This window comes from Lysobacter sp. S4-A87 (genome assembly GCF_022637455.1).
Classification (GTDB): Bacteria; Pseudomonadota; Gammaproteobacteria; order Xanthomonadales; family Xanthomonadaceae; genus Lysobacter_J.
Window position 1 is genome coordinate 602,899 of sequence record NZ_CP093341.1, and the last position, 24,518, is coordinate 627,416.

General features: G+C 66.6%; 21 protein-coding genes. 3 read left to right on the forward strand and 18 right to left on the reverse strand.

Translation table 11 applies throughout. The features are described 5' to 3' along the window. The first annotated feature begins 111 nt into the window (after positions 1-111). The 3 genes from MNR01_RS02750 (at position 112) to MNR01_RS02760 (ending at position 4,168) form a co-directional block, all read left to right on the forward strand. Positions 112-1,800, forward strand: a complete 1,689-nt coding sequence (locus tag MNR01_RS02750; protein WP_241919460.1) for a long-chain fatty acid--CoA ligase — start codon at positions 112-114, stop codon at positions 1,798-1,800. A gap of 176 nt (positions 1,801-1,976) precedes the next feature. Continuing rightward, positions 1,977-2,849: a crotonase/enoyl-CoA hydratase family protein gene (locus MNR01_RS02755; RefSeq protein WP_241919461.1), complete on the forward strand. Its 873-nt coding sequence runs from the start codon at positions 1,977-1,979 to the stop codon at positions 2,847-2,849. Between the two features lie 380 nt (positions 2,850-3,229). Then, positions 3,230-4,168, forward strand: coding sequence for a hypothetical protein (locus MNR01_RS02760; RefSeq protein WP_241919462.1), 939 nt, complete (start codon positions 3,230-3,232; stop codon positions 4,166-4,168). Between the two features lie 436 nt (positions 4,169-4,604). Here MNR01_RS02760 and MNR01_RS02765 read toward each other — a convergent pair whose 3' ends face one another. The 18 genes from MNR01_RS02765 to MNR01_RS02850 all read right to left on the reverse strand — a co-directional run bounded on the left by MNR01_RS02765 (position 4,605) and on the right by MNR01_RS02850 (position 24,418). Further along, positions 4,605-6,806 carry an ATP-binding protein gene (locus MNR01_RS02765; RefSeq protein ID WP_241919463.1) on the reverse strand — a complete coding sequence of 734 codons (2,202 nt, stop codon included), beginning with the start codon at positions 6,804-6,806 and terminating at the stop codon, positions 4,605-4,607. 2 nt (positions 6,807-6,808) lie between these two features. Beyond that, entirely contained in the window at positions 6,809-7,876 is a 1,068-nt protein-coding gene (locus MNR01_RS02770) for a two-component system response regulator (protein WP_241919464.1), read from the reverse strand. Between the two features lie 112 nt (positions 7,877-7,988). Then, a complete protein-coding gene (gene lysS / locus MNR01_RS02775; protein WP_241919465.1) occupies positions 7,989-9,524 on the reverse strand; it encodes a lysine--tRNA ligase in 1,536 nt (511 codons plus the stop codon). A 163-nt stretch (positions 9,525-9,687) separates the two neighbouring features. Beyond that, positions 9,688-10,816 (reverse strand): peptide chain release factor 2 gene (gene prfB / locus MNR01_RS02780; RefSeq protein ID WP_241919466.1). Its coding sequence is split into 2 segments (ribosomal slippage): positions 9,688-10,740 and positions 10,742-10,816, totalling 1,128 coding nucleotides; the frame shifts between segments, so codons are not numbered across the junction. A gap of 110 nt (positions 10,817-10,926) precedes the next feature. After that, entirely contained in the window at positions 10,927-11,556 is a 630-nt protein-coding gene (locus MNR01_RS02785) for a YkvA family protein (RefSeq protein WP_241919467.1), read from the reverse strand. A 602-nt stretch (positions 11,557-12,158) separates the two neighbouring features. After that, positions 12,159-12,989 (reverse strand): 2OG-Fe(II) oxygenase, encoded by an 831-nt coding sequence (locus MNR01_RS02790; RefSeq protein ID WP_241919468.1) that lies wholly within the window; start codon positions 12,987-12,989, stop codon positions 12,159-12,161. A gap of 75 nt (positions 12,990-13,064) precedes the next feature. Continuing rightward, entirely contained in the window at positions 13,065-13,484 is a 420-nt protein-coding gene (locus MNR01_RS02795; RefSeq protein WP_241919469.1) for a hypothetical protein, read from the reverse strand. Between the two features lie 70 nt (positions 13,485-13,554). Then, positions 13,555-13,923, reverse strand: a complete 369-nt coding sequence (locus MNR01_RS02800) for a prepilin-type N-terminal cleavage/methylation domain-containing protein (protein ID WP_241919470.1) — start codon at positions 13,921-13,923, stop codon at positions 13,555-13,557. A 7-nt stretch (positions 13,924-13,930) separates the two neighbouring features. Then, entirely contained in the window at positions 13,931-14,398 is a 468-nt protein-coding gene (locus MNR01_RS02805; protein ID WP_241919471.1) for a type II secretion system protein, read from the reverse strand. Positions 14,399-14,406: 8 nt separating this feature from the next. Next, positions 14,407-16,359: a secretin N-terminal domain-containing protein gene (locus tag MNR01_RS02810; RefSeq protein WP_241919472.1), complete on the reverse strand. Its 1,953-nt coding sequence runs from the start codon at positions 16,357-16,359 to the stop codon at positions 14,407-14,409. Between the two features lies 1 nt (position 16,360). Continuing rightward, positions 16,361-16,630 (reverse strand): hypothetical protein, encoded by a 270-nt coding sequence (locus tag MNR01_RS02815; protein ID WP_241919473.1) that lies wholly within the window; start codon positions 16,628-16,630, stop codon positions 16,361-16,363. Between the two features lie 308 nt (positions 16,631-16,938). Next, positions 16,939-17,457 carry a hypothetical protein gene (locus MNR01_RS02820; protein WP_241919474.1) on the reverse strand — a complete coding sequence of 173 codons (519 nt, stop codon included), beginning with the start codon at positions 17,455-17,457 and terminating at the stop codon, positions 16,939-16,941. Then, on the reverse strand, positions 17,454-18,041 hold the full coding sequence (locus MNR01_RS02825; protein WP_241919475.1) for a hypothetical protein: 588 nt from the start codon (positions 18,039-18,041) through the stop codon (positions 17,454-17,456). Before MNR01_RS02825 ends, MNR01_RS02820 begins: the two co-directional genes overlap by 4 nt. After that, complete coding sequence (locus MNR01_RS02830; RefSeq protein WP_241919476.1) at positions 18,038-18,811, reverse strand: hypothetical protein; 774 nt, start codon at positions 18,809-18,811, stop codon at positions 18,038-18,040. The genes MNR01_RS02825 and MNR01_RS02830 overlap by 4 nt, the downstream gene beginning before the upstream one ends. A 43-nt stretch (positions 18,812-18,854) precedes the next feature. Next, positions 18,855-20,522, reverse strand: a complete 1,668-nt coding sequence (locus MNR01_RS02835) for a GspE/PulE family protein (RefSeq protein ID WP_241919477.1) — start codon at positions 20,520-20,522, stop codon at positions 18,855-18,857. A 4-nt stretch (positions 20,523-20,526) separates the two neighbouring features. Next, complete coding sequence (locus MNR01_RS02840) at positions 20,527-21,720, reverse strand: type II secretion system F family protein (protein WP_241919478.1); 1,194 nt, start codon at positions 21,718-21,720, stop codon at positions 20,527-20,529. A 10-nt stretch (positions 21,721-21,730) separates the two neighbouring features. After that, complete coding sequence (gspG, locus tag MNR01_RS02845) at positions 21,731-22,219, reverse strand: type II secretion system major pseudopilin GspG (protein ID WP_241919479.1); 489 nt, start codon at positions 22,217-22,219, stop codon at positions 21,731-21,733. A 69-nt stretch (positions 22,220-22,288) separates the two neighbouring features. Continuing rightward, positions 22,289-24,418 carry a glycosyl hydrolase family 18 protein gene (locus tag MNR01_RS02850; RefSeq protein ID WP_241919480.1) on the reverse strand — a complete coding sequence of 710 codons (2,130 nt, stop codon included), beginning with the start codon at positions 24,416-24,418 and terminating at the stop codon, positions 22,289-22,291. Between the last annotated feature and the right edge of the window lie 100 nt (positions 24,419-24,518).

Sequence of the window (24,518 nt, forward strand, 5' to 3'; positions counted from 1 at the left end):
GCCTTGCCAGCCTTGGGGCCCTATGCTCCAATCGCTGGAAGCACCGTACGGCGGCGCATTCGATGTACGCACCGCCGAAGGCTATCAACTGCGATTGGAGAGGGGATCGCGATGAGTTTTGAACGTCCTTGGCTGGCCCAGTATCCGCAGGGGGTTGCGGCCGAGATCGATGTGGACGAGTTCCCGTCCGTCGTCGCCGTGCTCGAGAACGCGATCGACAAGTATCGCGACCGGCCGGCCTTCGCCAATCTTGGCAAGACCCTCACCTATGCGGAGATAGATCAGCTCAGCGCGCAGTTCGCCGCGTACCTGCTGGGTGAACTGCAACTCAAGAAGGGCGATCGCGTCGCGATCATGATGCCCAACTGCCTGCAGTACCCGATCGCCACGTTCGGCGTGCTTCGCGCCGGCCTGACGGTGGTCAACACCAATCCGATGTACACCGCCCGCGAGCTCAGGCACCAGCTTTTCGACTCCGGTGCCAACGTGATCCTGGTGCTCGACAACTTCGCCCACACCGTCCAGGACGTGATCGCCGATACCCAGGTCAAGCAGGTCATCACCACCGGCCTTGGCGACATGCTCGGGCTCAAGGGCACGGTGGTGAACTTCGTCCTGAAGTACATCAAGAAGATGGTGCCGGACTACAACCTGCCCGGCGCGATCCGCTTCCGTGACGCACTGGCCCTGGGGCAGCGCCACAACCTGCCCGAGGTCGAGATCTCGTCGCAGGACATCGCGTTCCTGCAATACACCGGCGGCACCACCGGCGTGGCCAAGGGCGCGATGCTGACCCACCGCAACCTGGTCGCCAACATGCAGCAGGCGGCGATGTGGGTGGGCACGGGCGTCAAGTACGGCGAGGAAGTGATCATCACCGCGCTGCCGCTGTACCACATCTTCGCATTGACGGCGAACGGCCTGGTCTTCATGAAGTTCGGCGGCCTGAACTACATGATCACCAACCCGCGCGACATGAAGGGCTTCGTCAAGGAGCTCAAGAGCGTGCCGTTCACCGCCATCACCGGCGTCAACACGCTGTTCAACGGCCTGCTCAACACGCCGGGCTTCGACCAGATCGATTTCTCCCGCCTGCACCTGACCCTGGGTGGCGGCATGGCGGTGCAGCGCTCGGTCGCAGAGCGCTGGAAACAGGTGACCGGCGTGACCCTGGTCGAGGCCTACGGCCTGACCGAGACCTCGCCGGCGGCCTGCATCAACCCGATGGACCTGAAGGATTACAACGGCTCGATCGGCCTGCCGATCTCGTCCACCGACGCCTGCGTCAAGGACGAGAACGGCGTGACGCTGCCGATGGGCGACGTCGGTGAGCTGTGCATCAAGGGCCCGCAGGTCATGAAGGGCTACTGGCGCCGGCCGGAGGACACCGCCGCGGTGATCGACGCCGACGGCTGGCTGCACACCGGCGACATGGCGCGGATGGACGAGAACGGCTTCTTCTTCATCGTCGACCGCAAGAAGGACATGATCCTGGTCTCGGGTTTCAACGTGTACCCGAACGAGGTCGAGGACGTGATCGCGATGATGCCGGGCGTGCTGGAAGTGGCTGCCGTCGGCGTCCCGGACGAAAAGTCCGGCGAGGCGGTCAAGGTGGTCATCGTCAAGAAGGACCCGGCCCTCACCGCCGAGCAGGTCAAGGCCCACGCCCGCGAGCACCTGACCGGCTACAAGCACCCGCGCTACGTCGAGTTCCGGACCGAGCTGCCAAAGACCAATGTCGGCAAGATCCTGCGCCGCGAGCTGCGTGACAGCCCGGCCGCGAGCCCCGCCGCCCATTGACCCGGGCCGGGCCCCGGCCCGGCCATTGCCTGCCAAAAACGCCCGCAAGGCCCCACGGCCTTGCGGGCGTTTGCATTTACAGGCATAGAATCGGGCGGTCGGACGCACCCCCTTGATCGCATTGCCGTCCCGAACAGCGCGACCGGCCGGACGGTTATATCCACGGAGGATTCGCAATGTCAGCTGTTTATCCGTTCCACCGCACTGCAACCGGTCGCAACCTTCGCGTCGTCGAGGAAACCGAGCGTGGCGTCTACTGGTGCCACATGCATGCCGGTGCGGTACCGGGTCGCCGCGCCTGTTTCTCGATGGACCTGGTCGACGACATCATCCAGTACCAGAATGGGCTCGCTGATCGCCTTCGCGCGGTCGCGGCGAACAAGTCGCTGACGCACGTGGTGCTGGCCTCAGATGCCGACGCCTTCAACCTGGGCGGCGACCTGGACCTGTTCTGCCGCCTGATCCGCGCCGGTGACCGCGAGGGCCTGCTCACCTACGCCCGCCAATGCGTGCGCGGCGTGCATGCCTTCCACGATGGCCTCGGCGCGGGCGCGCACAGCATCGCCCTGCTCCAGGGTGACGCCCTCGGTGGTGGCTTCGAAGCAGCCCTGAGCTGCCATACCATCGTCGCCGAGGAAGATGTGCTGATGGGCCTGCCGGAGGTGCTGTTCGACCTGTTCCCGGGCATGGGCGCCTATTCGTTCCTGTGCAAGCGCGTCACGCCGCACGTGGCCGAGAAGCTGATGCTGGAAGGCAACATGTTCACCAGCCAGGAAATGCACAAGATGGGTCTGGTCGACGTGCTGGTCCCGCGCGGTGAAGGCGTGGCGGCGGTCGAAGACGTGATCCGCGCCAACCGTCGCATCCCGCATGCACGCGCTGCCATGCACCAGGTGCGGCAGATGACCCAGGCCGTGACCCTGGACGAGATGATGCGCATCACCGAAGTGTGGGTCGACACCGCGCTGCAACTGGGCGACAAGTCGCTGCGGACGATGGACCGGCTGGTGCGGGCGCAGGAACGACGTGCGGCAAACGGAGCTGCCTGAGAAGCGAATCGGACGGCAGTGATTTACCGGGGAAACGCAGGAGCATCAGGCAGGTTCGCGCCCGCCTGACAGGAAGTACCCGCAAGACGAAAGATCGGTAAAACCAGGGGAACCAGCGCCCGCGGGAGGGGAAATCCGGCGGGCCGGATCCACGTTGACCACCGCTCCTTCGAGCATTGCATCGAGGCTGGTTCGTGCTGATCGACGCGACAATATGGCGATCTGGGCCGGCCACCAGCCGGCCGTCGTAGGACAATGCTGAGGAACGTGTAGCTGCACCGCCCGGACGCACGTAAGCGCCTTGTGAGCGATGAGCTGCACGTGCTGCAATCGCCCGCGACATCAAAGATGCCAAGGACGACGTGGGAACGAAGCAATCGATGCTGCTTGTCGCCATCGCGACAGCTGCGCTCCTGGCTGCATGGCTCTACGGTTTACCGCCCCATGCGGGCGCTCAACATGCCCGCTTTGGAAAGGATGAGACCGCGCCGGTAGCAGTCACTGCATTGCCTCCCGGCGTGCCGGCCCCGGCCCATCGCAACCGCACCCCTTCGCGTACATCGCTTCCAACGAGGATCGAGCCCCTATCGGACCAGTTTGCCCATTCCCGGGACCTGTACGGATTCGTCTCGAGTCTCCACGGGTCGTCGCAACTAGGAAACGGCGAGGCGACCCGCTGGATCGCGCAAGCGTACTCCGAGTGCTGGACCTATGCGCTCGACCCCGCAGGCTTCAACAGCTCCGCTCAGGCCTTTGCGAAAGACTCGGAAGGCGATGCAGCCGGCGTTGTCGCTGCATTTGACCGCATCTCATCACGTTGCCGGCGCTTTGCCGGCGACCGCATTGGCCCTGAAGCAATCCTGGATCTCAAGATCAAAGCTGCGGCTCAGGGCGACCTGGCTTCAGAGATTGAAGTCTTTGCACAAGCGGCCCCTATGCATCCCGACAGCCCTTCGTTCACCGACGAGCGAAGATCCCTGCTCATGCAACGAGCGCTCGCTTCAGGCGACCCGGCCGCAATTGCCGCGCTGGCGTCACTGATGGGGCCATCGGCCCGTCCGGGATCCGCGGGAGCGATGCCCGCAGGCTCGGTCCGCTCGGAAGCAGCGTGGAACCTGGCTGCCTGCCAACTGGGAATTGACTGTGGCCCTACCAGCAATCGGGTCGTGTATGCCTGCACTTTCGGCGGCATCTGCGGGTTCAACAGTGTTCGGGACCTCTACGTGCGCGGGCTCCTTGCGCCGAGTGACATCCCGTACCTCGACAAAGAGATTGCCTTGATCGTCAATGGAGCTGGACAACATGGAGTTGAGCAATGAAATCAGCCAGAAATGGAAGCGTAAGAACGTTTTGGCCATCGGCCTCGCGATTGCCTGCGGAATCGCAATCGCCGGAGCGATTGTCATCGTAGGGGGGGGGCAGACCCCTACAAAACTTGAGCAATGTCAACGGAACCACCATCAACGCAATGGCGGAAATTCGAATTGCAGGAATGACCCAAGCGGCTGCCAAGTATCGCCAGCTCAACGGCAGGAGCACGTTGCCTGCCAACAGCACATTCACCATGAAGTGGGCAGACGGCTCGTCTGAAGGGGCATACGTCACTTCGCCAGCGTCAAGCGTTGGCGCAGGCCCACTTCCGGGCACGCAACGCGCGCGTGGCGGATCCTTCGACTGCAAAAAGTGCCACAACCCGGCTGGGTCGTGATCACTCGGATCCCATTGCTCCGGGCGATTCGAATCGCGGCCTATTGATCAGGGAGAACGCTCGCCTTCTCCACGCGAGGCCCGCTGACGCTCGCGCGCGTCCAGCGCGGCCCTGCCCTGCGCCATGCGCTCGCCCAGGCCGTTGAGGCGGGCCTGCCATTCGCGCGCCAGCTGCCAGTCCGGCAGGCGCATGATCTCGCCGCTGACGGCGGCCAGCTTGTTCAGGCCGAGGTTGCTCGCCACGCCCTTGAGCGCATGCGCCTGCTCGCGCGCGGCATCCCAGTTGGCCTGCTCGCCGGCCTGGCGCAAGGCGACCATGCAGCCGTCGGCATCACGCAGGCATTGGGCAATGAACTCGCGCTCGAAGCCGGCGCCCATGCCGAGTGCGCCCAGTTCGTCGAGCACCGAGCTGTCGAAGGTGCCATCGCCACTGGGCAGTTCGTTGCGCAGCGCGACGAGCGGCGCGCCGAAACGGGCGTTCGCGGCGATCTCGGCCAGGGTGTCGAGCAACCGCACCGTCGACACCGGCTTGGCCAGGAAAGCGCGTGCACCGGCCTGTTCGCAGGCGCGGATCGATTCGGGAGTGACGTCGGCGCTGAGGATCAGCACCGGTGTGCGACGGCCGCCACCGGCCTCCATCACGCGCAGCTGGCGCAGCAGGTCCAGGCCGCTGACGTCGGGCATGTGCAGGTCGGCTATGACCGCGTCGTAGTCCGAACCGGAAAGTGCATTGAGCGCCTCGCCGCCGCCGTCGACGCAGGTGACGCGATGGCCGGCCTTCTGTAGCAGGCGCTGCAGCACCATGCGGTTGGCGACGTGATCGTCGGCGACCAGGATGCCCAGGCTGCGGACGCGGGCACGATGGCGCAGGAACGGGTCGGAGAAGGCGATGACGTTGGGCGAAGCAGCATTGTCGGCATCGCGCTGCAAGCCACCGTCCAGCGCGTCCGCGCCGGTCGCGTCCAGCTCGCCGGTCACGCGGTCGAACGGAAGCTCCACCCAGAAGCGGCTGCCGCGCTGCTCCACGCTCTCGAAGCCGATGCTGCCGCCCATGGCCTCGGTCAGGCCCTTTGCAATCGTCGTGCCCAGGCCAGTGCCGCCGTAGCGGCGGGCCAGGCTGACGTCGGCCTGCTCGAACGCCTCGAACAGACGCTGGCGCATCGCCATCGGCACGCCGATGCCGGTATCGGTCACCGCGAATCTCAACCGCACCTTGCCCGCAGCAGGGGTCAATCCCGTGTCGGTGTCCACGACGCTCACGTCGAGGCGGACCGAGCCCTTGTCGGTGAACTTGATCGCATTGCCGGCCAGGTTGATCAGCACCTGGCGCAGGTGAACTACATCGCCGCACAGGCTGCCGGGCACGTCCGCTGCGATCGCCGCCTCGTAGCGGATCTCCTTGGCGCGCGCCTGCGGCTGCAGGATCAGGCCAATGCTCTCGACCAGTTCCTGCGGGATGAACTCGACCAGGTCCAGCTTGACCTTGCCGGCCTCGATCGCGGAAATGTCGAGCACGTCCTCGACCAGCGCCAGCAGGCTGCGGGTGGAGGCCTGGATGGTGCTCAGGCATTCGCGCTGCTCGGCGTCCAGGCGCGTGGTTGCCAGCAGCTCGCTCATGCCGGCCAGGCCGTTGAGCGGCGTGCGGAACTCGTGGCTCATGTTGGCCAGGAAGCGGCTTTTGGCCTCATTGGCCTTGCGCGCGTCGTCCACCGCCCGGGTCAGGGCATTGAGCAGCGAATCGAAGTACAGCGGCACCGCAGCCAGGCCCAGCAGCAGGCCCCAGGCCAGGTACGGGTTGTCGCGCCAGTACGGCGAGATCAGGATCACCGCCAGGAACGAAGCGGTAGCCAGGGCGGTGGCGATGCGCAGGTAGCGGCTGCCATAGCGCATGCCGTTGCCGATCGTCACCCACAGGTACACGGCATACAGCGGCGCCGCCGGCTCGCCCTGGATGCACATGATCGCGCCCATCGCCGAATAGTCGGTGAGCATGCCGATCCAGCGCCGCACGTGCGACACGCCGGGCTCGAGCAGGATCGCGGCGAGCAGGCCCAGCGCGACGAGCAGCTCGCCGAGCAGGATCATCCAGGTCAGCGGCAAGGTGTTGTCGGCGCCGTCCAGGTGCAGGAAGCGCCATCCCAGGTACGTCGAGAACAGCGCCGTGATGACGATGCGGACCAGGTCCTGGGCGTGTTCGCTGTCGGGCCGTGCGGCCAGGCGCGTCTTCAGCTTGTTCAGGACCGAAACCATGGCTACTCCATGCCGGGGCGTGCGGAAACCGTTGAATAGCGGTTACAGATATCCTCGAGCCGCTCACGACTGCGGATCAGGGCGTCGACGCAACGCGGGTCGAACAAGCGACCGCGCTGCGCATACAGGTAGCCCAGCGCCGCATCCGCGTCCCAGGCCTTCTTGTACGGCCGCGGCGAGATCAGCGCATCGAAGACATCCGCAACGGCCACTATCCTGGCTTCCAACGGAATTTCCTCGCCCACCAGGCCGTCAGGATAGCCGCTGCCGTCGTAACGTTCGTGATGACGCAGGGCGATCAGCGCGCCGGCCTGGATGAAGCGGTTCTGGCTGCCGCTGAGCAGTTCATAGCCGATGCGCGGATGGCGGCGCATCACGGCGGTCTCGTCCTCGGTCAGCGGCCCGGACTTCATCAGCACCGCGTCGGGGATGGCGATCTTGCCGATGTCGTGCAGTGGCGCGGCCATTTCGATGACACGCACTTCGTCCTCGAACATGCCCAGCTGCTCGGCGATCAGGCCGGCGACATGGGACATGCGTTCCAGGTAGGCGCTGGTGCCGGCATCGCGGTATTCGATCGCACGCGCCAGCCGCGACAGCGTCTCGCGCTCGCGTTCCTCGACCTCGTGCATGCTCGACAGCAGGCGCTGCTCCAGCGACAGCGCACGCTGCTTGACGTTCTCCGACTGCTGGCGCAGCTGCAACAGGTTGCGGCAACGGGCGCGCAGTTCGCGCGGGCGCACCGGCTTGACGAGGAAATCAATGACGCCTGCTTCGAGCGCGGCCTGGCGCACCGGTTCGTCGCCGACCACGGTCACCAGGATGATCGGGATATCGCGGTGCATCGGCAGGCGGCGAAAACGCCTGGCGAACTCGAGGCCGTCCAGGGCCGGCATGCGGTAGTCCAGCAGCAGCAGGTCGGGCTGGTTGCTCTCGCACCATCCCAGCGCCGCTTCGGGATCACCGAAGTCCGAAACCCTCAATTCGGAGGATATGTCCTCAATGATGTGGCGCAGCATGGTGCGCGCAGAAGTTTGATCATCAACGATGACGACGTTCACACCGGACATCCATTAGAGCCGCCACCCCCTGTGGTGGCCTCGGTACCGAGGATACCCCGCGGCGCGCTTGTCCGCAGGGTCCTTTGCGCCAGCCCGGTAAGCCGGCGTTGTCGGTTCAGGCTCAGCCGCCCGTCTCCGGACGCATGTACGGGAACAGCAGCACGTCGCGGATCGAGGTCGAACCGGTCATCAGCATCACCAGGCGGTCGATGCCGATGCCCAGGCCGCCGGTGGGCGGCAGGCCGACCTCCAGGGCGCGGATGTAGTCGGCGTCGAAGTGCATGGCCTCGTCGTCACCGCCCTCCTTGGCCTCGACCTGGGCGCGGAAGCGCTCGGCCTGGTCCTCGGGGTCGTTGAGCTCGGAGAAGCCGTTGGCCAGCTCCTTGCCGTTGATGAACAGCTCGAAGCGGTCGGTCAGCTCGGGGTCGCGGTCGCTGGCACGGGCCAGCGGGCTGACCTCGACCGGGTGGTCGATGATGAAGGTCGGCTGCACCAGGGTGTGCTCGACGGTCTTCTCGAAGATGTCCAGCAGCAGCTTGCCCCAGCCATTGCCCGGCTTGGCCGGAATGCCCAGGCGGGCGCAATGCGCACGCATCCTGGCCAGATCGCGCAGGTCCTCGCGGGCGATCTCCGGGTTGTGCTCGAGCACGGCATCGGTCATCGACCAGCGGCGGAAGGCCGGGCCGACGTCGATGTCGTGGCCTTCCCAGTTGAGCCGGGTGGTGCCCAGCACGCTCTGGGCGACGTCGCGGATCACGCCTTCGGTCAGGTCCATGATCTCGGTGTAGGTGGCGTAGGCCTCATACAGCTCGAGCATCGTGAACTCGGGGTTGTGCCGGGTCGACACGCCCTCGTTGCGGAAGTTGCGGTTGATCTCGTAGACGCGCTCCAGGCCGCCGACGACCAGGCGCTTGAGGTACAGCTCCGGCGCCACGCGCAGGTAAAGCTCCAGGTCGAGCGCGTTGTGGTGCGTCACGAAGGGCTTTGCAGCGGCGCCGCCGGGGATGTAATGCATCATCGGCGTCTCGACCTCGAGGAAGCGTCGGGCGTCCAGCCAGGCGCGCATGGCGCGGATGATCTTGGATCGCTTGACGAAGACGTCGCGCGCCTCCGGGGTCACGATCAGGTCGACGTAGCGCTGGCGATAGCGCTGCTCGACGTCGGCCATGCCGTGGAACTTGTCCGGCAGCGGCCGCAGCGCCTTGGTCAGCAGGCGCAGGCTTTCGGCCTTTAGCGACAGCTCGCCGGTGCGGGTGCGCGTCAGCTCGCCCTCGGCGGAGACGATGTCGCCCAGGTCCAGGTCCTTGAACACCTCGTAGGCGTCGCCCAGCAGGTCCTTTTTCAGCCACAGCTGCAGCCGGCCCGATTCGTCCTGGATCTGTGCAAAACCGGCCTTGCCCATGTCGCGCTTGAGCAGCACGCGACCGGCAACGGCCACGCGGTGGCGCTTGCCGTCCAGCACTTCGGCCGTCCACTGCTCGGCATCGGCGTAGGCGTCCTGCAGGTCGCCGACGAAGTCGGCACGGCGGAAATCGTTGGGGAACGCGATGCCCTGCCCGCGCAGCGCCGTGAGTTTGGCGCGACGCTCGGCGATGAGCCGGTTCTCGTCCGGCGCGGTGCCGTCGGTGTGCGTCTGGGGCGTGGGCTGGTCGGTCATGGATTCGTGGTCTTGCTTGGAGGATGGGGACCCGTCATTCCCGCGCAGGCGGGAACCCAGTGTCTTTGTTCTCTTGGGTGAAAGCAAAGTCGCTGGATTCCCGCCTGCGCGGGAATGACGAACAAAAGGTTCCTGGTTCCGGCTTGCGCGCGGAACCAGTGGATCAAACTGCGTCGGCGCGCTTGGAGCCCGCTTCCAGGCCCGATTTCAGGCTGGCTTCGACGAATTCGTCGAGGTCGCCGTCGAGGACCTTCTGCGTGTCGCTGCGCTCGATGCCGGTGCGCAGGTCCTTGATGCGGCTCTGGTCGAGCACGTAATTGCGGATCTGGCTGCCCCAGCCGATATCGGACTTGGTCGCCTCGACCGCATCGCGCTCGGCGTTGCGCTTCTGGATTTCCAGCTCGTACAGCTTGGCGGCCAGCATCTTCATCGCGTTGTCGCGGTTCTGGTGCTGGCTGCGGCCGGTCTGGCAGGCCACGACAATGCCGGTCGGCATGTGCGTGATGCGCACTGCCGATTCGGTCTTGTTGACGTGCTGGCCACCGGCACCGGACGAGCGGTAGACGTCGGTGCGCAGGTCGGCCGGGTTGATGTCGATGTCGATGTTGTCATCGACTTCCGGCGACACGAACACCGAGGTGAAGCTGGTATGGCGACGGTTGTCGGAGTCGAACGGCGACTTGCGCACCAGGCGGTGCACGCCGGTTTCGGTCTTCAGCCAGCCGTAGGCGAAATCGCCCTCCACGCGCAGCGTGGCCGACTTGATGCCGGCGACATCGCCGCCGCTGACTTCCATCAGCTCGGTCTTCCAGCCACGCGATTCGCACCAGCGCAGGTACATGCGCAGCAGGATCTCGGCCCAGTCCTGGGCCTCGGTGCCACCAGCGCCGGCCTGGATGTCGACGAAGGCGTTGGCCGCGTCCATCTTGCCGGAGAACATGCGACGGAACTCGAGCTTCTCGACTTCCTTGGCGTAGCGCTCGACGTCGTCGACCACGGCCAGGGCGGTGCCCTCGTCGTCTTCCATTTCGGCCAGCTCCAGCAGCTCGCCCGCGCCGACGAGACCGTCGGTGAGGGTGCGGATGCCGTCGACGACCTTTTCCAGCGAGGAGCGCTCGCGGCCCAGGCCCTGGGCACGCTCGGAGTCGTTCCAGATGTCGGGGCTTTCGAGTTCGCGGTTTACTTCTTCGAGACGTTCGACTTTGCTGTCGTAGTCAAAGATACCCCCTAAGCGAATCCAGCCGACCGGTAAGGTCGGCGATGCGCTGGCGGACGGGATTGAGTTCGATCATGTCCGTGCGGTGCGGCCAAAGGAACCGCAAATTGTAGCAGCCGCGGGGCGCCCGGGTCCTGCCGGGAGCCGCGCGCCCTGCCCCTGCCCCAATGTCACGCGGCCATGCGGTCAGCGGAACTTGAACGGACCGGGGCGCCAGCTGTTGTCCGAGTAACGGCTGACCGGGCTGCCGTAGCCGCTGCTGGAACCGTAGCCCTGGCCGAAGCCGCGGCCGGACTCGCGCCCGCGACGGCGGTGCATCCGCTCCTGCAGCTCGTCCCGGCGCGCCTGGAGCCAGTCGGCACGGCCGACCGTATCGGGCTGCAGCGAGCGGCGTTCGGACTCGCGCTGGCGGAAATCGCAGAAGTCGTCGTAGGCCTCGATCTCATGCGTCAGCGCACGCGCGCACAGCTCGATCATGATCGCGTCGTCGAGGAAGCCGAACACCGGGATGTCGTCCGGAATGATGTCTACCGGCGCCGCCAGGTAGTTGAGGGCGCCACGTACGCGAAGGGCGTCCTCGTCCGACAGCGCCCATGCCTCGTCGCGCAGCATCGCGATCAGCGTGCCCAGGGCAGGCAGGCGCTGCTTCACGAAGGTCGGCGGATTGCCCTGCTGGGCTTTTTCCAGCAGCACGGTGGCCGCCGCCACGATCTCGTCGTTGCTTTTGCTGCCTGCGTCCTTGCGGGCGGATTCGATCTGGCTGCTGAACCTTTCCAGGTCCTCGTCCGACAGGTCGATAGTGAGGGTCAACGACATGGCTTGCTCCGTGGTCGGTGAATGGCGATCGCCCCAGCGTAGGGGCGCGAACGTTGAATCCGCGTCAATGCCCGGGCCCCGCCCCGCTCCGGGCTGGTCGCGCCCACAGCGCCGGCCAGGGCCCCAGTCGCTTTTCGGCCCGCCGCGACGAAGTACCCGCCACCACTGCATGGTCCGGCCCGGATTGGGGCCAGGCAGGCCCACAGGCGCCAGTTGCGAAGACGACCGATCCGACTCCGGAACCACGGCACCGGACGAACTGGAGCAGCACCCGGTGGTCCTGCACGCCCGCGAACTGCTGCGCGAGCAGAAGGTCGCCGCGGCCGGTGTCGCTGCCACGGACGGGCGGCCCTCCGGCGACCCGGCGCCCTGATCATCGAACCCGACGGCAGCCAGTACGTCCGCTTCGACCGGCAGTTCCAGGGACTGCCGGTGATCGACGGCGGCCTGCCCGAAACCAATGTCGTCAATTCCGTCGCATCTGCATGGGAGGCGGTATCGGTGCCGCTGCCGCGCCGTTCGTCGGCCGCGCGCTGCCTGGACTGATGCAAGTCGGATTCCATCCCGCGCCGATCCAGGCGCGGGATGGGGTCCCATCCGGATCACCGGTAAGGCTGCTGCCGCACCCACTTGGTCGCGATCCATTTCTCGCCGGCCGCCACCGGTGCACCACCGTGGAGGCTGGAAGAATCCAGCCCTCCGCGACCATCGCAGTAGGCGAAGTACAGCGCGCTGCCGCGACGCGGGACGAACGATGCGCCGGCAAGCGGGAATATCGTTTCGCCACCGGCATCGGGACTGTTGAGGTACATGATCAACGAAGCCGTCCGTTGCCCGCCGCGCGCCAGGTGGGGGACGCTGCCGGGCTGCTCCGGCGGAAAGTAGTCGTAATGCGGCCTGTACTCGCCGCCGGCCCGATAGTGCAGCACCTGCAGCCCCTCTCCGTGGTCGACCGGCACCTGCATCAGCGCGGCCAATCGCGATTCGATGGCGGCGATGGTCTCGTCGTGGCCGCGGGTGAACCAGGCGCCCTCACTGCTGCGGGCTTCGATCGTCGCCAGCTCGCCACTGTCGGGCGACACGACCGTCGAAGGGCGCATCTGCTGCGTCGACAGTGCGATCAGGTAGTCGCACTCCTGATGCGACAGGACGTTGTCGAGCAGTACCGCAGCGGGCCGCTCGAGCCGGGCGACCACGCTGACCTGGCGGTCGCCGACGGTGGCGTGGTTCGCCAGGCGCAAGGCGAACCGGTCGGGCCAGCACGGTCCGGTCGCACTGCGCGCGCCGTCGATCCCTGCCAGCGCATTGGCCACGGCCAGTGCCACTTCGTCGCCATCGATGTGCTCGGCGAGCATCGCCCGCACCAGCGAGTCGGGCGTGCAACCGCGCTCGAGGTTCTCTCGCACCCACGCGGTCCAGTCGTCGGAAAGCATGTGTCGATCTCCCGAGGCAGCCAGCCTCACGGTGTTGCCGGTGACCAACCGCGTCTTGCATGACGCAGTCGGCGCTCATCTACGCATCCGACCGGCGGCCGGATAATGGACAAACTTCCATTCCTGGTAACTGGACTTCATCGCGAAGCCGGCGTCCTCCGGGGGAAATCCGTGCTGCTTGAGTGGGACTGCCGTGGCCGAGCTGTTGACGCCATAGATCTCGCCTTGTGCGCCCTTGATCAACTGCCAGTCGCCGCCCGTCATCGGATCTGGATAGAGGGCGCGAAGGTGATGGCGCGGATAGGGCACGCGCGGATCGACCAGCAGGTCCTGCAGCTGCGTGGGATAGCCGCCGCCTCCATCGGCCATTGCATAGCTGCGGATCGCCTCGCGAATCGCATCGCCGTGGCGCAGCAACTGCGCTTCCTTGGACCGCTGCACTTGCAGGCTCCAGATCGTCCCCACTTGCATCAGGTAGATACCGATCAGCGCCACGCACAGCAGTGCGGCAAGGATCCCGAAGCCACCTTGCGACGCAACGCCAACGCGCGCACCCGCGCCTGGCTTACCAGCTGCTGTAGTCCGTGCCATCTTTCGCCTTGCCCCGGGCGCCACTGCGCACGTCGTAGATGCCGGCCCCGCCGTCCGCGGGCGCCACCAGCGTCCAGGTGGTGCGGCTGCCGGTGAGCGTATCCATGGGGACTTCGCGCAGGTAACGGCGTTCGACCAGTTCCTCCAGCGTCTGCGGGTAACGGCCGCTGTCGCCGTGGAAGCGGTCGATGGACACCCTCAGCACGGTCAGGTTCTCGCGCAGCACCGTTTCCCTGGCCCGGTCGGCCTGCTCGAAATAGCGCGGCACCACCAGCGTCAACAGCGCGCCCATGATGGCCAGCACCACCAGAAGCTCGATCAGGGTGAAACCTCGTCGGGTCATGGCGCGCCTACCATTGGCGATACGCCGTGCCATCCAGCGCGACGCCCTCCGAGCGGGAATACACGTCGTAGACATCCAGGCCTTCACTGGGCGAGTCCGGCGGGCTGGCATAGCTGCGCACGCCCCACGTCTGGGCATCGCCGCGGCTGGGGCAATCGCAGGTCGGATCGCGCGGGATTCGCCGGAGGAAGTAGATCCGCGCACCGTTGGCGCTGCCCTTGTCGACGGCCCCCTCCACCAGCACGTCCAGCGTTGGCGGGTAGCCACTGTCGTCCACCGACTTGTCGACCCTGCCCTCGTCGGTCGCGGTCTTGTAATCATCGATCGCATCTCGGATCTGCCACAGCGCTCGCCTGAGTTCCTCCTCGCGCGAGCGCTGCGCGGCCACCTGGGTAAGCGGCAGCGCCACCATGGCCAGCGTGGCCATGATCGCGAGCGTGACCAGCAGCTCGATCAACGTGAATCCACGCGCCATCGCCGGCCTCATCTGCGTCTGCCCTGTGGTGACTGCTGCGGCGGCGGTGCCTGCGGTGGCGGTGACGACGGCCCTGAAGGCACCGCTGACTGCGGTGGCGTTGGCGACGGCGGTGGCACGGCCGCGGCGCCGGTCCGCGGCGGCGATGCCGCTGCACTGCCCTGCGCGGTCGCAGACCTGACTGCCGCGTCGCCGATCGCGTCGTCGCGCTGCGTGCTCAGCCGCGTTTCCGTACCCGAATAGAAGTCGGTGATGCTGTCGACCGGGACACCCTGGTTGCGGACGATGCGCGGCGTGATCAGCAGGATCAGCTCGGTCCGGCGTTTGTCGCTGCCCCTGGTGCCGAAGATGCGGTCAAGGATGGGGATGCGGCTCAGGCCGGGCAGCCCGGTGCCTCCAGCCTGCTCGTTGCGCTGCAGGAGGCCGGCCAGGGCCTGGGTCTGGTTGTTGCGCACGCTCATCACGGTCTCGGCCGTGCGCGTGCCAATCTGGTAAGCGACCAGCCCGGTGCTGGTCGTGATCGTATCGGTGACGCTCGACACCTCCAGTCGCAGCCGGACCTGGACCTCGTCGTTGCTGCTGATGATCGGTTCGGCCTCCAGTGCCAGGCCGACATCCTGGTAGTTGATGCTCTCGGTGCTGAAGTTGTCAGACAGTGTGGTGGTCACCACCGGCAGGCGATCGCCGATCAGGACCTTGGCCTTCTCGCGGTTGCGCACGCGGATGCGCGGATTGGCCAGGGTGTTGGTCCTGCCCTCGCGCTGCAGCATGTCCAGGGCCAGCGAAGGCGCTCCAAGCCGGACCAGGATGTCGCCGCTGTTGAGGCTCTTGAGCTCCTCCAGGGTCAGCAGTCCCGGCGTCTGCCGCAGCTGGCTGTCGGTACCGGACGCGGGACTGGCGGTGAACTCGATCCGGTCCGGATACAGCAGACCGAACTGCAGCAGGTCGCTTGCCGACACCTCCAGCACCTCGGCCTCCAGCACCACCTCCGCCGGCGTCACGTCCATCGCCGCGACCAGTCGTTCCGCCACGCCGATGGCCTCTGGCGAGTCGCGCATGATGATCGCGTTGGTGCGCTCGTCCAGGACCACGTCGCGGGTCTTGATCATCTGCTTGAGCGCGGCCAGTACCTGCGGAGCCTGAGCGTTCTGCAGGTAGAAGGTGCGCACCGTCAGGTCGCGATACTCGATCTCCTTGTCCGGCCGGCGCGGATAGATCAGCAGGGAGTTGCCGCTGACGACCTTGCTGGTCAGCTGGTTCGCCTGCAGCACCAGCGACAGCACCTGCTTGATCGGGGTGTTGCTGGCATAGATGGTGGTGGGCGTGGTGGATGCCACTTCACGATCAAAGGTGAAGTTCAGTCCGGTGATGTTCGACATCAACTCGAAGATGCTGATCAGTGGCTGGTCGCGGAACTGCACCGTAATCGGCACGTTGAGGTCGCGCGTCAGCGTCGGCGCCTCGGCGCCGCCAGGCGACTGCAGGGCATCGCGCAGGCGCCCGGCCTGCACGTTTCCCGGCTGCCTGGCCAACACGTCGGTGGCGATTGCCAGCGCTTCCTGTGGCCGCTGGGCCCGCACCGACTCCGCGTACTTCAGCTTCGAGTCGATCTGTGCCTGGTGATCCATCCACTCCAGCATCGCGTGTGGCGCCTCCTCATCCGGCGCGATCGCGATGGCCTTGCCGACCCAGTCCCTTGCCTGCGCCGGGTCGCCGGCTTCGTACGCGGCCACCGCCTTGCGCAGATGGTCGTTGAGCACCTCGCGCCGGACCTGCAGGTGCCTGCTGCGCAATGCGAGGTCGTCTGGATGCGCGGCCGCCTGGCTCGCAAGCCATTGCAACGAGCTTTCCTGCGACTGTTTGTCGAGCATTGCGTCCATCTGGTGGTGGCGCACGTCGCTGGCGCAGCCGGTCAGCAGGGCGAGCGAGGCGGTGGCAGCGAGCGTCCCGATCGTGCGCATGTCAGCCTCCCAGCGACATCTGCTGCCTGCGCTTCATCGGCAGGTAGACGAAGCGGACTTCGCGACTGGTCAGCTTCTCGATCCGGTAGGAGCCCAGCAGCACGTCGCCTTCCCGGTAGAAGCCCGATTGCCGGCACGCCACGCACATGGGGAACTCCTGACCCTGCGCGTTGAGCACTGCGTAGAACGCACCGCTGCCGTCCAGCCACAGCGCGCCGATCGAGAACGGCAGCGGTGGCGGTTGTGCGGGCGGCGGCGGAACGTCCGGCACCTGCGCTGGCGGGGGCGGTGGAGGTGTCCAGTCCTGCCGCGGGAACAGATCGACGAAAGGCGCCGGCTCGGATTGCCCCGGCGGCGGTGGCACTGCGGCGCCATGGGAGGGTCGCGCAGCCCGCGCTACTGGTACGCGTCTTGCGGGAATCGGCACCTGTGCGTGCGTTGGCGGCGGCGAAGCAGCGGGCATCTCTACCGGGCCACGGTTCCACCCACCGACAATCGCCAGCGTGCACAGGACCACCGCGGCGAGCGCCGCCCACGGGGCAGCGCGCTCCAGCGCCGGCCGCCACTTCCGCGCGCGCTTCACGACGCCACCTCGACCAGCAACGAACACTGGATCCGGATCGCCAGCTGCGTCTGCCCGATGTCCTGGCGTGACAATGTCAGGTGCTCGATGCGAACCCCCGGCAGTTGCCGCAAGTCCGCAGTGAAGGCACGGAACTGGCGGTAGTCGCTGTTGAAGGAGGCCTCCACCAGGTAGCGCCGCAAGCGACTGCCATCACCCGGTTCGGCCTGGTAGACGGCGCTGGGTATGCCAAGCCCGTGGCGTGCGGCAATGGCGTGGAAACTGTGCAGGAACACCGAGAAGCGCTGGTCCGCGCTGGCCTTGTCGCGGGCCTCTTCCGGCGTTGGCGGCGGCGCGTGGGACATCGCGGCAATGCGTGAGTCGAGCTGCTCGCGTCGCTGTGCAAGGTCCCGCCGCAGCGGCCGGACCTCCATCCAGGCGATGACCCCGGCAATGACCAGCAGGGCGACCGCCAGGCGACCCAGGTTGCCCAGCCGCCACAGGCCACGTCGCAGTTCCCATTCGAACCGTTTCATCGCTGCACCGATGACGGCGGGACCGCGGCGGTCGAAGCTGCCGGGCCATCGCCCTGCACGTGCGACCCGGGCAACGGTCGCCATATCACCTGCAGGCGCGTTTCCACAGGACTCTCCTGCGGCCCCGGCTTGCCGGTCTGGCGCTTCACCAGGACGCGCTCGGTGGCGGCCTGCATCTCGAGCCAGTCGACGAACGCCAGCGCTTCCTGCGCCGACCTGGACTCGAACACCATGTCGATCTGGCGGGTATCGGTGGCCAGGTCCAGCAGCAGCAGCGCGATGCCGGGATGCCAGCCCCTCTCCAACAGATCGCGCGCCGGTTCCATCGCGTAGCGCTGCCGGGCCATCAGTTCGCGTGCCCGCGGATCGGCGGCGCTGCGGTGGGCGATGCCGATGGAGCGGCGGGCATCCTCGCTGCGCCTGATCGCCGTTTCATGTGCATCCAGCGCCTGCCCCCGGTCGCGCAGCACATCCAGATACTCGATGACGGCCACCAGTGAAGCGATCGCAAGCAGGAGGCTGGCCATCGGCGCAGCCTGCCGCGGCCGGTGGGCCAGGTGCAGGTCGAACCGCGGGACCTTCACGGCGCACTCCCCGCGTGCGAAGGCAGCCAGCATCCGCCGGGCAGGCCGCTCATCAGTGCCTGCATGCATGCCGGTGCGATCAGATAGGTACGTTGCAGCGACGCGGCACCGCACAGGAACGCCGCGTCGCGGACCACGTGCTCGATCGGCGCAACCGCCGGCAGCGCGATGTAACCCGTCCATTGCTTCTCATTGCGGAATCCGACGTGGGCAATCGAGCGTCGCCCGGCACGCTCCTCGATTTCGACGATCGCGATTGAGCCGTCTTCGACTTGTGCCGCATGGCGCGACAGTGCCCGGGTGAATGCCGGTTCGATCCGCCCCAGCCGCAGCGCCTGCGCCTTGCACAAGCGCGCAATTCGCGCGCACAGTGCCTCCGGCGCTGCCGCGGCCATGCGTGCGCGCCCCCACGGAGCGTCTTCGACACTGAACCGCCACGATTCCGGCGCGCCGAGACCGTCTAGCACGAACTTCGTCCGTGCCGACGCCAGCCAGTCGGCAGGTCGTGGCCACGGCGCCCATGGCAGGATGAAGTAACAGGCGAACGCACCGGAAACCACGACTTCGACGCGGTGCAGGCCACGCCTGCGTGGCCTGGGCAGCGCTGATCCCAACAGCGTCTCGACCGCCACCAGTGCCGCGGCAACGTCGCCCGTGCGGGACAGTGCGACCTGCGCCGGCGCCTGTCCGGTCGTAGATTGCAGGCGGACGCATTCGTCGTCGATCCACAGGACCTGGCGGCTGCAGACCGTCGCAGCCGACGGTGCCATTGCCGCAAGCCCCCCGGCGGCCTTCGCGGGCAAAGCACGAACCCTATTCCACCAGCGTGACACGGTTCACCTCCGCCAACGTGGTACGTCCGTCCGCCACGGCGCGCAGGGCAACCTGGCGTATCGGAGTGAAGCCGCTCTCGTGCGCGGCCTGCCGGAGCTCCAGCAACGGCCGTCGTTCCATGAAGCACTGCCTGATTGCATCGTTGAACCGCAGCACCTCGGCGATCGGCTGTCGCCCCAGGTAACCCGTCCTGCGGCAGGCGTCGCAACCGGCCCCCTTGCGGAACCGCCATCCGTCGACCTGCCCCAGCGTCAGCGCGGAGGCACGCAGCAGGGCTTGATCCGGCGGCGCGTCGCACAGGCAGTGCGGGCAGTTCAGGCGCATCAGTCGTTGCGCCACGGCACCGAGCATCGAGGCGACGAAACTGTGCATGTCCACGCCCATGTGCAGGAAGCGGTCCAGCACCGCGAACACGCCATTGGCATGCACCGAGGTCAGTACGAGGTGGCCGGTCAGGGCTGCCTGCACGGCGATCGCGGCGGTCTCGCCGTCGCGGATCTCGCCCACCAGGATCTTGTCCGGGTCGTGGCGAAGGATCGAGCGCAGGCCGCGCGCGAACGTCAGCCCCTTCTTGTCGTTGATCGGAATCTGCAGGACCCCGGGCAACTCGTACTCCACCGGATCTTCGATCGTGATGATCTTCTCTTCGCCGGTGTTGATCTCCGACAAGGTGGCATAGAGCGTCGTCGACTTTCCCGAGCCGGTCGGCCCGGTCACCAGGATCAGTCCGTAGGGCTCATGGGCGACGGCGCGGATGGCTCGGACGATATCGGCCTCGTGCCCGATGGCGTCCAGCCGCAACGGCGCGGCTTCCCTTTGCCCGCGCTGCTTGTCGAGCACGCGCAGGACCGCGTCCTCGCCGTGGATGGACGGCATGATCGAGACGCGGAAGTCGATCTCGCGCTGGTTGATGATGGCGCGGAAGCGCCCATCCTGCGGAATCCGGCGTTCGCCGATATCCAGATCGGCCATCACCTTCAGCCGTGACAGCACCTGTTCGGCGACGTCGGTGCCTGCGGCGGAACCGGCGGCAAGCAACACGCCGTCGATCCGGTACTTGACCACCAGTCCCGATGCCGTGCTTTCGACGTGGATGTCGGAGGCCCGTGCCTTGAGTGCGTCGTAGAGCGAAGAGTTCACCAGGCGGATGACCGGATGGACATCGGCAGCCAACGTGGCGAGGGTGATCTTCACGCCATCACTGCCGCCCGGCTGCGCATTGCCCATGTCGACCTGGCCCATCGCCTGGTGCTCGACCTCGTGCGTGGCCAGATGGGCCAGCAGCACGCCCGGCACCGCGAAGGCAAAGTGGAACGCGACACGCAAGCGCTGCATCGCCCAAGAGCGCTGGCGGGGATCGAACGGGTCGGCCAGGACCAGGAGCAACTGACCATCCTCGTCCCGCACCAGCAGGCAGTTGCGCGGCATCGCCTCGGCAAATGGCAGCAGGTCGAAACACGGCGAGGCGGCTTCCAGGTCGCCGGCATCCAGCCCACGCAAACCAGTGAGAAGGCCGACGCGCTGCAGATACAGGTCCGGATCCTGCCCCGCCTCGTTCCACATGCGCACCTGCAGCGAGTCGTCATCACCCCGGGCGAATGCCTGCCCTGTACCGCGTTCCTTTCCTTCGCCGGGTCCGTTCGCCATCGCCCTAGCCCACGCTTCCGGCCAACTGGAATATCGGCATGTACAGCAGGAACACGATCGTGCCGACGATGGCGCCCACGACGAGCATCAGCACCGGCTCCACCATCCGCATCAGCGTGTCGATGGCCCGATCGAGTTCGTCGTCGCAGAACTCGGCCGAGCGCGTGACCATGGCCGCGACCTCGCCGCTCTGCTCACCGACCCGGATCAGTCGCTCGGCGACCGGCGTGGTCAGCCGGGCGGCGGGCAATGCGGTCGACAGGGCCTTGCCGGCGCTGATGTCACCCAGCGCCTGCGACAGCGCCGGCAGCATCCGCGCCGGCAACAGTTGCGACGACAGCTCCAGCGATGCCACGACCGACATGCCACCCGAAAGGAGCAATCCAAGGGTCCGGTAAAAGCGCGTCAGTGCGAACAGCCGCTGGTACTGCCCCATGCGCGGCAGGGACCAAATCAGGGCCATCAGCTTCTCGCGCGCCCTGGCACTGCGCAGCGCCAGCACGGCCAGCACCAGCGCCGCCACGATCGCCACGATCGCCACGAACAGCGCCGCGCCGTGGGCGTGCACCGCCTCCCCCCACCACAGCATCAATCTCGCCGCTGCCGGCAGATCCTTCATCGATGCGTAGACCTGGCTGAACTTGGGGATCACGTAGAACGCCAGGAACAGGATGATCATCGCGCCGGTCGCGATCACCACCATCGGGTACACCATCGACGCGACCACCTTCTTGCGCACCACCGCCAGCCTGGCGTCGTAGTGGTGGTAGCGCTTCAGGGCCTCGGCCAGGTGCCCGGTGCGCTCGGCCGAGGCGACCGTTGCCACGTACAGCGCGGGGAATGCGTCCGGCTGGCGCTCCAGTGCCTTTGACAGTGGCAGGCCCTCGCACAGCGCATCGACGATGCCGGCCAGGACGCTGCGGTTGATGCCCTCGCCGCTTTTGTCGCGCAGCGTCTCCATCGTCTCGATCAGGCTGAGGCCCGCCTCCAGCAGTGCAATCAGTTCCTGCGTGAACAACGACCGGTCAAAGCGCGGCTTGCGCAATGCCATGCCCAGACGGCGCTTATGCAATGGCGCTACATCGACGACCGCCATGCCCATTGCCTGCACCATCTGGCGCAGCTGTGATTCGTCCGCGGCCTCCAGTTCAATCTGGTGCTGTCCGCCATCGGCAAGGACCCGTACCTGGAAGCGCACGACATCGCCCCTACTTGGCGACGATGTCGGCGTCTTCGCCGGTTCCGCCGGCTTTGCCGTCGGCGCCAAGCGTCAACAGGTCGTAGTCCTTGCCACTCTCACCCGGCACGCGGAACACGTACGGCGCGCCCCAGGGATCGGGTGGCGCGTCGCTGCCCAGGTAGGGCCCGGCCCAGCCCTGCTGGTTGCCGGGATTGATCGAAAGCGCCCTCAGGCCTTCCTCGCTGGTGGGAAACCGTCCCGTGTCGAGGCGATAGCGGTCGAGCGCATCGGCAATCGACTTCATCTGCGAGGCCGCGGTCTTGCTCCTGGCCTTGCCGATCTCGCCGAACAGCTTCGGTCCGACGTAGCCGGCCAGCAGCGCGATGATCAGCAGGACCACCAGCAGTTCCAGCAGCGTGAAGCCGCCTGGCGTGCGATGGCCTGGCTTGCGATGGCCTGGCATTTGAGCGGCCGACTTGCGACGACCGCGAGCAGCGACAGAGGCAGCAACGTGCATGATCGACTCCGATGATTGCCAGGTATCCGGGACCGGTGACGCGCGCGGCTCGATGCGCCGCCTCGACTGCTACTTGTTGATCTCTCCCATCACCTTGGTCAGCTCCGCACCATCGGCGTCACCGTCAAGCTCCCAGCTGAAGACGCCCCGCAGATTGTTCTGGCGCACGTATTCGAGCTTTTCGCGAACGGTGGCCGGCGTGTCGTACGACCAGAAGGTCGTACCGTCGTACTTCCACGCCTGCTTGCTGACCGGATGTTCGCGGACGGTGCCCGGTGCGTTCTTCAGGATCTTGTGATCCTCGATGCCCGCCTCGTAGCTGCCCGGTGCCTGCTTGGTGGCGGGCTGGTACAGCCCGTCGCCTTTCGGTCCCGCGGCCACGCCGGTCCAGCCGCGGCCATAGAACGGAATGCCGACGACGATCTTCGAAGGCGCAACGCCTCCCTGCAGCAGGGCCTTGATCGCGCTGTCGACGTTGAACGTTGCGCCGTTGCCCTTGGCGTTGGGGCTTTCAGGATCGATGTACAGGTTGGACTGGAAATCGGTCGGACCCGTGGCCTCCCAGCCGCCGTGGAAGTCGTAGGACATGACGTTGATCCAGTCGAGCGACTTGCTGTATTCGCCCGGTTCGGTGTTGGCGATCTTGTCGCCGCCCGATCCGATCGCCACCGTCAGCAGATAGTGCTTGCCGTCCTGCTGGCCGACCGCATCGAGCTGCTTGCGGAACTCCGCCAGCAACAGTGTGTAATTGCGCTTGTCGTCGGGATCGACCGCGTTGTAGGGCATTCCACCGCCGCCGGGGAACTCCCAGTCGATGTCGATGCCGTCGAACACGCCTGCTGCGGCGGCGTCGCCGCCGGCATTGCCGGCCTGGTCGAACGGCAGGTTGCCCTTGATGTAGACATTGATGCACGAGCTCGCCAGTTGCTTGCGCAGCGCATCGGTTGCCGCCGCCTTCGCGAACCACCGCGACCAGGTCCAGCCGCCCAGCGAGATCATGACCTTCATCCTGGGGTATTTGGCCTTGAGTTTCTTGAACTGGTTGAAGTTGCCCTTGAGCGGCCCGGCCTTGCCATTGCGTGGATCGTCCCAGGCGAATCCCCACGAGTCAGCTACGCCATCGATCGACTCGGCCGCCGTGAAGCCCTTCTGGTAATCCGCCCAGCCATCGCCGCCAGTACCGGCTTGCGGACTGTTGGAATCGGTCGGTTCGGCCTTGGTGATGATGTCGCACTCGTAGCCACCGTTCTTGGCGTAGAGGTTGCCGAACGCGTAGTTGACGAAGGTCAGGTGCTGGGCCGCGCCGCTGTTGGCGATGTCCTTGACCTGGTAGTTGCGCCCGTAGATGCCCCACTGCGCGAAGTAGCCGCCGACCTCCTTGCCTGACGACGTGCCCGATCCGTTGACGGGTCCCGTTGTGGGGGTTGGCTCCGGTGCGGGTGCGGGTGCGGGTTCGGGTGTCGGCGTTGGAGCCGGAGCAGGTGTCGGAGCTGGGGCCGGAGTCGGAGTCGGAGTCGGGGCAGGAGCAGGAGCAGGAGTTGGAGTTGGAGTTGGAGTTGGAGTTGGAGTTGGAGTTGGAGTTGGAGTTGGAGCTGGCGTCGGAGTCGGAGTCGGAGTCGGAGTCGGGGCAGGAGCCGGTGCTGGTGCTGGTGCTGGTGCTGGTGCTGGTGTTGGTGCCGGTACCGGCGCAGGTGCTGGCGTCGGAGCTGGCGCAGGCGCTGGTGCACCGGCCCCACCCGAGCAGGCGCCCATGTCCTGCCAGACGCCCCACTCGCCCGACTGCGCCGGGTTGTCGCCCTGCGTCCACCACTTGTTCTGATAGATGCGGCCGCCGTAGGTGACCCGCGTGCCGGCGCTGGCATAAGTCGCGCCGGCGGACCAGGCGGCGCCGCATTGCCCCGAAGACGGACTGGGTGCCGGTGCCGGTGCCGGCGTCGATGCCGGCGTCGGTGTGGGAGCCGGCGCGCCAGTGGCGGCACCGATGTCGCGCCACAGAGTCGGGCTGGAATTCGGCGTCCAACCGGCACCGACGTAGGCGGTGTGCGCCTGCAGCGCCTGATAGGTTCGCCCCTGGTAAGTAACCGTCGAGCCGGCGCCGTAGGTGGCGCCTTCGCGCCACTCGGCCGAGATCGCAGCAGAGGAATATGCGGCCAGCAGCGCCGCGGCCAAAAGTGACGCGCGATACTTTTCCAGGTTCATGGGTACCACCACCGTGGGCTTGCAGCGCCTGAACAAACGTTCAGCTTCGGCGCAAACGCTATAGGGCGGGCACCCGGTCAGTCTTTAAGAATTGTCTGAA